The organism is Pseudorhodoplanes sp. (genome assembly GCF_035565855.1).
Taxonomy (GTDB): domain Bacteria; phylum Pseudomonadota; class Alphaproteobacteria; order Rhizobiales; family Xanthobacteraceae; genus Pseudorhodoplanes.
In genome coordinates this window covers 1-12,052 of sequence record NZ_DATMRX010000288.1, presented here as the reverse complement: position 1 = coordinate 12,052, position 12,052 = coordinate 1, and the positions used below count along the sequence as shown (strand labels likewise).

General features: G+C 64.1%; 7 protein-coding genes. 2 read left to right on the top strand and 5 right to left on the bottom strand.

The genetic code is table 11. The features are described 5' to 3' along the window. The 4 genes from VN004_RS16395 to VN004_RS16380 all read right to left on the bottom strand — a co-directional run. On the bottom strand, positions 1-6,571 hold a 6,571-nt coding region (locus VN004_RS16395), incomplete at its 3' end, for a type I polyketide synthase (protein ID WP_325612203.1). A 22-nt stretch (positions 6,572-6,593) separates the two neighbouring features. Beyond that, complete coding sequence (locus tag VN004_RS16390) at positions 6,594-6,998, bottom strand: hypothetical protein (protein WP_325612201.1); 405 nt, start codon at positions 6,996-6,998, stop codon at positions 6,594-6,596. A gap of 244 nt (positions 6,999-7,242) precedes the next feature. Continuing rightward, complete coding sequence (locus VN004_RS16385; RefSeq protein ID WP_325612198.1) at positions 7,243-8,859, bottom strand: hypothetical protein; 1,617 nt, start codon at positions 8,857-8,859, stop codon at positions 7,243-7,245. Positions 8,860-9,030: 171 nt separating this feature from the next. Continuing rightward, a complete protein-coding gene (locus tag VN004_RS16380; RefSeq protein ID WP_414710334.1) occupies positions 9,031-10,152 on the bottom strand; it encodes an ABC transporter substrate-binding protein in 1,122 nt (373 codons plus the stop codon). Between VN004_RS16380 and VN004_RS16375 the strand changes: the two genes are divergently transcribed. Together VN004_RS16375 and VN004_RS16370 are read left to right on the top strand one after the other, a co-directional pair. Further along, a complete protein-coding gene (locus VN004_RS16375; protein ID WP_325612209.1) occupies positions 10,151-10,282 on the top strand; it encodes a hypothetical protein in 132 nt (43 codons plus the stop codon). The two genes, VN004_RS16380 and VN004_RS16375, sit on opposite strands and share 2 nt — an antisense overlap. 291 nt (positions 10,283-10,573) lie before the next feature. Continuing rightward, entirely contained in the window at positions 10,574-11,320 is a 747-nt protein-coding gene (locus tag VN004_RS16370; protein WP_325612194.1) for a GntR family transcriptional regulator, read from the top strand. On the opposite strand, the gene VN004_RS16365 is transcribed toward VN004_RS16370, so the two are convergent. After that, positions 11,321-11,752, bottom strand: a complete 432-nt coding sequence (locus tag VN004_RS16365; protein WP_325612191.1) for a nuclear transport factor 2 family protein — start codon at positions 11,750-11,752, stop codon at positions 11,321-11,323. It abuts the gene before it with no gap. Positions 11,753-12,052 lie beyond the last annotated feature (300 nt).

Below are 12,052 nucleotides of genomic sequence, written 5' to 3'. Positions count from 1 at the left end.
CAAACCGGCCGCGGCGGCGCAACAGATGCGGCGGCCTTATCCCGCAGGCAAAGGCATGCTTGACGAAATGCGCGCAGGAGTCCGGCAGCTCGCGCAGGGTGGCGTACATCGTCAGCCCGCCGAGACAATGGCCGAAGAAGGCCGAGGGCCGGTCGAGCCATCCGGTCAGTTCGGGCATCAGGCGCTCGACGAATGTATCGATATCTTCGACAGCCGGCTCGTTGATGCGCGTGCCGCGCCCCGGCGGTTCGATCGCAACGATCTCAAGCGCGTCATGGGCGAGTTGCGGCCAGCCGCGGAACGATGCGACCCCGCCGCCGGCATAGGGGAAGCAGAACAGGCGCGCCCTGGCGCTGGGATTGGGCTTCGGCGCGATCAGCCATTGTCCGCCGTTGCGCGAGGCGGTCCTGACAGCAGGTGCCGGCTGCTCGAGCCACGCGATCGGACCGCCGCCATTGGTATGCCCGGCGCCGTTCTGACTGCGCGGATCGCGAGCCGCCCCGTTCCCCGAAGTGGCGTGATGCGAGCCGTTGGCCGCGCCGGATCGGAGCTCGCGACCTTCGGCGGACACGTCCGGCCCAAGCCTGATGTTCAATCCTCTGCTGCCAGTCGTGCCGCTCACTTCGAACACCACGGCGGGCGGAGGCGCATCGCCATGCGCCGCGAGGCCGCCGGAATCATGCTGCTCGGCATGAAGTGAAGTGGCGGCGAATGGCAGCGGCATCTCGTGTCCGCTGCGCGCCATTGATGCGGCAACCGTCTCCGACAGCTCATTGAGCGATGGCCCGGCAATCAGATCGGCCACCGGCACCGGGAAGCCGAAGTCTTTTTCCAGACGGTTGGAGAGCGCGACCGAACGCAGCGAGTCGAGCCCGACCTCGTTCAGCTTGGTCTCCGGCTCAATGGGCTCTGCAAATCCGAGCTCTTCCATCACCCGGCGTTGCAGATGATCGAACACCATGGCGCGGCTGTTGTCCTGCGAAAGCACGGCGCCATGCGCGGCGCCATTTCCGTTCCCGGATCGCGGCCGGCCGTTCAATACTGGCGGAGGTGCAGCGAATACAGGGGCCATACGGTCAGCGGATTGAGGAGCTGTCGGTTCCAGCGGCGCAACTTCATCCTGCTTGCCATGGCCGTTGGCGGTGACACCCGATGGCGCCATCATGTCGATATGCGGCTCGAACACAGCGGCGAAGAGTTGGTCGATCGTCGGGCCGTTGATGATCTCCGCGACCGGGACCGGAATTCCGAATTCGCTCTCCAGGCTGTTCGACAGCGTGACCGACATCAGCGAATCCACGCCGAGGTCGTTCAGCGGCTGATCGAGCGCAACCGGCTCGGTGAAGCCAAGTTTCGTCGTGATGTGCTGCTGCAGCCTCGGCAGATGACGTTGCCGCGCACCCGCATCCACCGCAACGACACGCTGAGGTTCGACCACGCGCTGCGGCTCGGCCCTTCGCGGCGCCGGCTCCGACACAACGGCACTGATGTTGACCAGTTCGGACAGAAATGGCGGATTGCCGATCTTTCCGGAATAGGTTCGCCAGTCGGCCGCGGCCACCGCGATGTGATCAATGTCGCGATGCATCGCCTGGTCGAAGGCGCGCATCCCCGCATCCGGCGAGATGAAGGCATGGCCGAGCGATGACCACATCGCCTCTCCCCGCGCGCCGGATAAAGTGGCAAGGCCGCCGCCGGACCACGCACACCAGTTGATCGCCATCGCGGGCAGGCCTTGCGCGCGGCGATGGGCGACGAGGGCATCGAGGAAGGCGGCGCTGGCGGTGTAATTCGCCTGCCCCGCAGAGCCCAGCAGACTGAGCAATGACGAATTGACGATGAAGAAATCGAGCGCCAGCGCGCGCGTGTGCTGATGCAGCAGCCAGCTTCCGAACACTCTCGGCTCGAACAGCGGCGCGAACCGCTCCCAGCCGAGCTGCGCCAGGATACCGTCGTCCAGAACGCCGGCCGAATGAACGACGCCCCGCAGCGGCGGCAATTCATCGCTGATCCTGCGCATCAGTCGCGACACCTCGTCTTCGCGGCTGATGTCGCAGGCGACGACATAAAGCGTGGCGCCGGTCCGGCCCGCCTCGCTGGCGATCGCTTCGATCTTGTCGGCATTGGCGTGGCGCCCGGTCAGCACGATGTGCTTCGCGCCTTTGCCGATCAGCCATTGCGCCATGCCGCGGCCGAGCATGCCGAGACCGCCGGTGACAAGATAGCTGCAATCGGGACGCACGCGCGGCATCCGCTCCGGACTTGCCGCAAGCGGCTTGCGCACGAAGCGCGCGACGTGGCGTTCGCCGCGTGCCGACAGCGCGATTTGCGTCTCGCCATCGGGTTGAACGAGTTCGTTCATCAGCGCGTCGATATCCGGCCACCGGCCGTCCATTTGCAGATCGATCAATCCGCCCCAGATCGATGGATGTTCGAGCGCGATGGTCCGCCCCAAGCCCCAGAGCGGCGCTTGCACCGGATCGGCCGGCCGATCGGCATCGAGGCTCTGGCTGTCGGCCGTGACGAGCCACAGACGCGGCCGGCCGCCTGCAATCTGCCGACGTTCCGACAGCGCATGCAGGATCGCGAGCGCGCCGCGGCTCATCGTTTCGCTGGCATTGCGCAGCTTCTCGAGCGTGAGAGCCGAGACGGATGGCGCGTCCAGCGCCCAGAGATAGACAACGCCCTTGCAGGCCAGCGCTTCGGCAGACGAGACCTGCTCCAGCAGCGCGCGAAACGCCTGCGGATCGCGTTCGTTGACGGTCCAGGTCCGCGGCCCCTGCCGCACCAGCGCGTCACCGCGATAGACCAGATGGCAATGGTGGCCGGCCGCTTCCATCCGCGTCGCCAGCGCAGCGCCGATGCCCTTGACGTCGGCAAAGACGATGAAGCTTGCCGGCGCATCGCCTTGTCCAATGGCGGGCTTTGCCCGTTCGCGCTTGCGCCAAGCGACCTGATAGAATTCCGGGTCAGCCTCGCCCTGGGATGCGGTCACGGCATCGAGCCGCAGCCGCCGCACACCCAGCCCTTCAAGCGTCGCAACCGGCCGGCCGGCCGCATCATAGACGCCGATGTCGAGCAGCTGCGTCCCGTCATTGGCGACGCCGCGCAGCCTCGTATGCACAAAGGCCCGGGACGCGCCGTCCTGATGACAGCGATAGCCCTGAAGCGAGACCGGAAGGATCGAATGGCGGGCGCCGTCATCGCTAAGCGCAGCGGGCTGATCCATCACCAGCGGATAGGCATGCAGGCATGCGTCGAGGAAGGCCGGGTGCAGGATGTATCCGCCGCCGCTCATGCCCGCGGGCAACGCCACCTGCGTCAGCACCTCGTTGCGTCCGGCATAGACCTCGCGCACGCCACGGAAGCAGGGCCCATATTCCAGGCCGAGCGCGGCAAGGCGATCATACAGATCGGCAACCGGCACGGGATGCGGACAGCGCGCCCGCAATTCGTCAAGCGATGAAGCCGGGGCAACGGCGCCTGCTCCCTCACTCACCGTTCCGGTCATGTGGGTGCGCCAGTCGTCAGATCCTGCGGCCGCGCTTGCAATTTTGAAATGCGCGCGTCCGCTGCCGAGCGGATGCACCGATATCCGCACCGCACGATCCTTGCCGTCGGCAAACGCCATCGCTTCGTGATGCATCGCGCTTTCGATGCTCACCCGTTCCGCAGTGAAAAAGCGGCGTCCCGCCGCCAGCGCCGCTTCGAGTTCGACCGTGGTCGGCAGCACCACTACGCCGCTCACGCGATGATCGGAGAGATACGGCAGGTGCTGCACCCCGTATCGTGTTTCGAATGTCAGGCCGCCGGATGCGCCCGCGATCCGCTGCCCGAGCAGCGGATGATCGGGCGCGATGGGCGGTGTCGCTGCCGTCTGCGCGATCTGAGGACGCACATGCGCGGGTGGCGCGATGTCGAGCCAGTGCCGCTTGCGCTGGAACGGATAGGTCGGAAGCGACAGCCGCCGCCGCGGCGATCCGGCATGGATCGCCTCCCAATCCAGCTTGTGGCCGGCGAGATAGAGGCCGGCCAGCATGTCGGTCAGTGAATCGGCATCGGATTGCTTGCGCACCAGCATCGCGAGCCACTCGGCGGATTTGCCGGCCGCTTGCAGACACGCCTGCGCCATGGGCAGCAGCACCGGGTGCGGCCCAACTTCGAGATAGGTCGCGCAGCCAAGTTCCGACAGCGCGATCATGCCGTCGCCGAAGCGCACGGCTTCGCGCAGATGCCGCCGCCAATAGGTGCGGTCCGGCGCGTCGGACAGTCGCGCGCCGGTGAGATTGGAAATCAGCGGCAACACCGGCGCGCTGTGCGCGACATCCGCTGCCACCGCCTCGAGCTGATCGAGGATCGGTTCGGTGCGTGCGGAGTGGAAGCCGTTGGAGATGCGCAAATCGCGATAGTTCAGGGCGCGTTTGTCGAGTGCGGCGGTCAAGGCCTGCAAGGCCTCGCGATCACCCGACACGACGGTATTGAGCGGGCCGTTCATCGCCGCGATTTCGATGCCCGGAGCAACCGCCTCGATCAGCGGTCGCACCTCGCGCTCCGGCGCCATGATCGCGATCATCGCGCCGCCGGCCGGCAAGCCGTGCATCAGCGCGCCGCGCGCAATGGCGAGGCGCATGGCGTCGTCGATCGTCATCGCCTTCGCAACGCAGGCCGCCGCGATCTCTCCGAGGCTGTGCCCGATCACTGCATCGGGCACGATCCCAAAGGATTGCAGGAGTTCGGCGAGCGCGTATTCGACCGCCAGCAGCGCCGGCTGGGTATAGTCGGTGCGGTTGATCAGCGTCTCGTCGAGGCCGCGGGCGAAGATCACATCGAGAAGGTCGTGCGACAGATGCGGCCGAGCCAATGCGGCGCAACGGTCGAGCGCATCGCGGAACACGGTGTGGCTGCGGTAAAGCTGCGCCGCCATTCCGGCATATTGCGCGCCCTGCCCCGAAAACATGAAGGCGATCGGCGCCCGCTCGGCCGGCTTCGGCTTTGCGGCGGCGTTGCGCTGCGCCTCCAGCCAGGCGACGCACCGGCTCTTGAGCTCGTCCATCGAGCGGGCGGGCGCTGCGAACCTGTAGGCGAACTGGCTGCGGCTGACATTCGTCGTGTAACAGACATCGGCGATCGATGCGTCCGGATTGTCGTTCACCCATTGCAGCAATTGCGCAACGCGCGCGATCAGCGCATCCGCGCTCTTGGCTGACAGGGTCACGAGGCGGGGACCCTGCTCATCCACCACGTCTTCGGACACCGGCACCGGCGGCGCTTCCTCGAGAATGACGAAGACATTGGTGCCGCCGATGCCGAGGCTGTTCAGCCCGGCGCGGCGCGGCGTGTCCGCAGCCGCGAAATCGGAAAGCGCCGTATTCACGTAGAACGGCGAGCCCGCAAAATCGATCGCCGGGTTCGGCGTGTCAAAATTGATGCTCGGCGGAATCTGCTTGTGATGCAGCACGAGGGCGGTCTTGATCAGCCCGATGATGCCGGCCGCCTGCTCGGGATGTCCGATATTGGCCTTCACCGATCCGATCGCACAGAATTGCCGGCGTTCGGTATTCTTGCGGAACGCCATGCTCAGCGCTTCGATCTCGAGCGGATCGCCGACGATCGTTCCGGTCGAGTGGCATTCGAGATAGCCGACGCTGTCCGGATGAACCCCGCCGCGCGCAAGCGCATCCGCGACTGCTTGCGCCTGCTGGCCGAGGCTGGGCGCGGTGTAGCTCGTCTTCGACGATCCATCGTTGTTGGCGGCTGCGCCCTTGATCACCGCGTAGATGTGGTCGCGATCCCGCAAGGCGCGGTCGAGCGGCTTGAGCAGGACCGCGCCGACGCCGCTGCCGAAGATCGTCCCCTGCCCCACGGCGTCGAACGGACGGCAATGCCCGTCGAGCGAATGCAGGTTGCGCTTCTCCGCGAGATAGCCCTCGACCTGCGGCACCCGCACCACCGAGCCGCCGACCAGCATCATGTCGCATTCGTCGATGGAGAGCGTCTGGCAAGCCTGGTGAACGGCGACCAGCGACGACGAACATGCCGACTGGATGGTGAAGCTCGGGCCCGTGAGATTGAGCTTGAACGCAACGCGCGTGCTCAGGAAATCCTTGTCGTTGTTGATATGCGCGATGCTGGCGGTCTGGCCCGGCAGTTCCTCGTGCTGCAGCTTGGCGAGAAGATAGCTCGACACGACCCCGCCGGCGGCCGAAAGCACGCCGACCTTGCCGGGATAGACAGCCGGGTCGTAACCCGCATCCTCGAAGGCTTCCCAGCAGACTTCGAGAAACAGCCGCTGCTGCGGGTCCATCAGCGCCGCATCCTTGGGGGAGTAGCCGAAGAACGCGGCGTCGAAGGTCTCGACGTCGCGCAGCATCGGCGCGGCCTTCACGTAATTCGGATTGGCCAGCAGCGCAGGATCGACGCCTGCGGCGGCAAGTTCTGCGTCGGAGAAGAAGGTGATGGATTCGGTGCCCTCACACAGATTCTTCCAGAACTCGGCGGCCGATGCGGCCCCGGGAGCCCGGCACGACAAGCCGATGATGGCAATGCCTTGATGCTGCGGTGTGGTGACCATCGCGACGCAACCTCCAAGAAAGCTAGGATGCGCGTGTCTTTTTTCCGCTGGTTTGTTCTGCGTTTCTCATTCCATCGAGGATCGATATCAGTCCCTTGGTGACATCCTCCTGCGCCTTGACGAAGGAGATCGTTCCCGCGGCGACATTGTCGAGGACCGGCTTGAGCCGATTTTTCACCTCGTTTTCATCGATCCGGTCCCGCAATTTTCCTGCGGGATCCAGAAGCATCATCAGCGCATGCAGCTCGAACGCAATGAAATGTTCGATTGCGCGGACGATGTCGTCCTTGTCCTTTTCAAGTCCCGATCTGATGTTCGGTAGTATTGCCTGCTGGAAACGCAACACCGGTAACGCCAGCAGGATCAAGCCTTTCAACAAACCCGTTTCGCCGTTCTGCGAAGAAGACCCGTTCTTGCCTTCTGACATTGGAGCCATTCCTTCTGTGAAAGAAGCTCGCAGCGATGGTTCTTCGATTGAAAGAGTCGAAAAAGTCGTAAGGCAGCCTCATGCAATTCCAGCCGCAGACGGGAGAGAGCGGCCGGGCAAGGATAATCAATCCCAGGTTCCACGTCACCAGAATCGATATGAACCGCGGGCGGCGCGATGACTGTTTTTCGATCAGGCCTTCCGATGAGAATGCGATGCGCGGGCGCGGTGCACAGTGTCCCGATTACGGACAATAGCCGACGCGGTAATAGGGTAAGAGACGCTGCTCCTTGATCAGGTGGCTATAGACGTCCTCGTCCGGCGCACCCATCGCATCGTTGCTGCCGAGCGCAAGCACTTGCGACAGGCCGAGATAGGCGCGTCCCCTGCTGACATGCGTCGGATTATTGGAAAAATACGGATCGCAGCGCGGTGGGCTTGCCGGGGCGGTCTTGCCCGAAAGAATGACGGGCGCACTCTGTGCACCGGAGCCGTCCACCGCACGGATTTCATAATGATAGGTGGTATCGCGGGCGAGCGCAGTATCGGCGAAGCTCGCACCGCTCACCATGGTCGCGACGGGGACGAACGGGCCCCCGGCGCTCGTCGCGCGGGCAATGTTGAAGCCGGCCGCGGCGCTATTGGCTTGCCAGACGATCTCCAGCGCATTCGACGTCACATCGGCGACCGCTGCATTCTGAGGCGGGCCGAAGGACTGCGGCGGGCTGACCGGGACATTGCCTGACGTCAGGCGATCGATCATCGCTTTCACGGCAGCGATCTGATAGCCGGTCTTGCGCGCATAATCGCGGCTGCGCGGCAGATCGCTGTAGCCCCACCAGTCCCAGCATCCGGTCGGATTTCCCGGATTTCCCACGGAGCCAGGGATTGGCTGCACTTGCGGATAGAGCACGATGAAATTGTTGGTGTCGGCCCATCTGTTGTAGCCGCCGTGCTCCACCACCGCCGTGTTCACCTGCGGGTTGCCGGCATATTGCCGGCAACCGTGAAACACCACATGCACCCGGCATGCCTGCGCGGGCGAAGGCGCCGCGCAGGAAGACGGCACATAGACATAGCCGATCTCGGCAAGGCCGATTAATTGCGGCGACACGCCATCTGTGAATTCGCTTTGGTCGAAAGTCCGGATCTGGCCGGCGGGACTTGGACTGCGCGGATTGAGATGGCCGAAGATATGCCTGAGCAAGTCACCGGCCGCATCGTATCCGCAGTTGTTGATGTACTGATCGTTGTGGGCAAGGCAATCGCCGCCATAATCGTCGGTGATGAGAGCATGCGGCGCCCGGTTGTCGGTCTGGTAGAACAGGTTCCCCGCGGCGACATAATGCCGGTAATACGCGGCGACCTGATCCATTGCCGCGCGCAGCACGGTGCCGTCATTGTATCCGGAAAACAGCCAGATCTTCTGGCGCGGGAGATTTGACAGCGGGTCGATCGCCCCCGGCACGGCTGCGGCTTGGTCGGTGCGCGCGATCGAGAAGGCCGCGTCCCCGCCGCTCTCGCCATTCATGCAAAGCACAAGTCCGCGCGCCAGGCGCTGGTTCACATTCGGCAGCCGCGAATCCGCGCAGTCATAAGCAACGCCGGCGATCACCCCGACGCCGCGCATGATCGAGGAATGCGCGACATGCATCTGGATCGCCATCGCCCCGCCGGAGGAGACACCGGACACCGACGTCTCGCGGATATCGGCACTTAAGGCAGGAAGGCTGGGCGGCTTGGACTGCGCCTGCGCCCGCGCGAACAGGATGTTCGACCGATCGGTCAAATTCGCAGCGACAATCGCGATCACGCCGGAGATCAAGGCGAGTGCGATGAGCAGGGAAGACGACCGCTTCATGTATGGCCTGCCGTATGACGCCTCCCGCCGAAGCGTGTCCTCGATAAATTTCAATTGAGGCGGAATCGGATCGCCCCATGCTTGTCATGCCCCGCGCAAAAGCGGGGCATCCGGTAAACTCTTGACGCAGCGGCGCTTACTGGATCGCCCGCTTTCGCGCGCGATGACAGCTCAGTGCTGGCCGCTCGCCAAGGGGCATCCGCCCTCATTGAGCGGACGGAAGGCTTCGGCCGCCGGGATGGTCGCGCGCAGCTTGTAGTAATCCCAGCCGCCGCTGGACTCCTCCGGCCGTTTCACCTCGTACAGAAACATGTCGTGGATCTTGCGTCCGTCGATCCGGATCTTGCCTTTGCCGAACAGCGGATCGTCCGTCTCCATCTCCTTCATCTTTGCAACGACGGCCTTGCCGTCCGCATCGCTGTTCAGCGCCTCGACGGCTTTCAGATAATGCAGCACGGCCGCGTAAACCCCCGCCTGGATCATCGAGGGCATATTGCCTTTCGCCTGCGGCGCGAAGCGGCGGGCAAAATCGCGGCTGCCGTCGTTGCGATCCCAATAGAAGGCTTCGGTCAGCACGAGGCCCTGTGCCACCTTGAGCCCGAGAGCATGAATGTCGTTGATGAAGATGAGGAGGCCCGCGAGATTCTGCCCGCGCTGCGTCAGGCCGAACTCGGCAGCCTGCTTGATGGAATTGACGGTGTCGCCGCCGGCATTGGCAAGCCCGATGACCTTCGCCTTCGACGCCTGCGCTTGCAGCAGAAACGAAGAGAAGTCCGTACCCGGAAAGGGGTGGCGGACGCGGCCGACGACCTTTCCTCCATTCGCCTCGACCACCGCGGACGTATCGCGCTCGATGGCATGACCGAACGCGTAGTCCGCGGTGATGAAGAACCAGGTATCGCCGCCGGTCCGAACCATGGCTTTCGCGGTGCCGTTGGCGGTCGACCAGGTGTCATAGGTCCAGTGCACCGAATTCGGCGAACACTTGGCCCCTGTGAGATCGGAGGCCCCGGCCCCCGATATGAGAAAGACCTTGTTCTTTTCGCGAACGATCTCATTGACCGCAAGCGCAATGGAGGATGTCGGCACGTCGACGATGACATCCACCTTGTCGATGTCGATCCATCGCCGCGCGATGCCCGAACCGACATCGGGCTTGTTCTGATGATCCGCCGCCAGGATCTCGACCTTCATGCCCTTTGCGGCCGCGCCGAAATCCTCGACCGCCATCCGCGCCGCAACGACGGAGCCTTGGCCGGTGATGTCGGAATAAAGCCCCGACATGTCGTTCATGACGCCGATCCTGATTACGCCGTCGCTGTATTGCGCGTGCACCGGCGCGGCGCAAAAAGATGCCGCGAGGCAGGTAACGAAGACCAGCCGCATCATCGTCGTCCTTGGGCAGGGCGTGTTCATGTTCTGAAACGTTGTGGGCCGCTGCCGATCCGTACATATCACAAAAGAGCAATGTGATACAATCGGCGTCGCGTTTGCGCGCTTCCTTCAACAGCGCGTCAAACTTTATCGTGCAGCGCAAGTCCGCATCACCGTCCATTGGACGGTCCATTGGACGCGCGGCGCGTCGCGATCTCGTCAGGTCTCGCGTTCGCCCGACTGCGGAATCCGGAGTCTTTCACGTCACCATCACAGCGGCGATTGACCGTGTGCATTGCGGCGCGCTACGGGACAACAGCCGCAACAAAGCAACGCACCCGTGGCGAAGCAGAGCCGACCGAAAAAGCCCGCCAATACCGACCGCGTCGGCACGATCTATCGCGCGCTGCGGCGTGCGATCATCGAGCAGGCGCTGGAGCCCGGCGCAAAGCTGCCTGAAGATGCGATCGGCGAACGGTTCGGCGCGAGCCGCACCATTGTGCGCCACGCGCTCGGCCAGCTCGCGGCGGAGGGGCTTGTCGAACTGCGCCGCAACAAGGGCGCCGCGGTCGCGACCCCGAGCTGGGACCAGGCGCGCGATATTTTTGACGTGCGCATTGCGATGGAGCGGCTGGTGATGCAGCGGCTCGCCGGCAATCTGACGCGCGCCCAGATCGATCAGCTCAAGGCGCATGTGGCCGAAGAGGAAAAGGCGCGCAGCCACGACGAAACGCTGTCGATCCGGCTCGCGACGGAATTCCATATCGTGCTCGCCGAGATGACGGGCAGCGCCGTGCTCAGCCGTTATGTCAGCGAAGTGTCGTCGCGCTGCGGGCTGATCCTCGCGCTCTACAGCCGCCCGCATTCCTCCGAATGCGCGGTGAGCGAACATCGCGCGATCATCGATGCGCTCAGCAAGGGCGATGCCGCGCGCGCCATCGCCGAGATGGATCGCCATCTCGAGGCGGTGGCGGGCCGCGCGCTGATCGTCGCCCGTCCGAACAAGGGCCGGGACATCAAGGACATCCTCGCCGGCTATGCCAAGGCAGATGCCGATGCCGACAAACGGACCGGCGCGCGGCGCTGATCAGGCGACGATGCCGCGCGCGGTCAGGATGCGCTCCGCGCTGTCGTTCCAGACATCCATCTGCACGATCTTGCCGCCGCGGACGACGAAACGATCGACGTAGCGATTGCCCTCGAACGGCGTGCCGTCCGGCCATTCGCCATAGAGCGTTCCGAGATTGTAGACGATGGTCTCGCCGCGGCCCGGCACGACATCGGTCCGCTCCATCTTCTTCTTCACCCATTTGTAGCGGCCGGCATTGAACGCCGTGGTTTCGCGCGGGTGCCTGTATTTGCGCCCGCCGGTGAAGGTGATGGCGAGATCGTCGGAAATGTAGCGCGCAGCGGTCTCCGGGTCCGGCACCATCGAGGCGACGAGGAACCGTTCGACGATCGCGGCGGCTTCAGCGGTTTCGTCGGTGGCGGCGAGAATCTGGGCGGTGGCTGGTGACATGGCGCATCCCTTTGTCGCAAGGTGCCCGGAGATCGTCCCGCGGGCAGCCTTCGCTATGGACAATCCCTTGCATAATCCCTGCCACAGATCGGATGCAATAGAAGTCTAAATCGTATACAATATCGCATACGATTTATGCCTGAATCGGGAGCGCTCTGCTCAGAAGATGTGCGATCTGCTCGATACTGCCGGGATTCCCTAGCGTTTTCAGTGCATACGTTCTGGCATGCCGCTTGCGTCAGACCGTCCAGTTGTTCACCGACCGGAGAGGTTCGCCATGATGTCTCGCCTGCCGCTTCC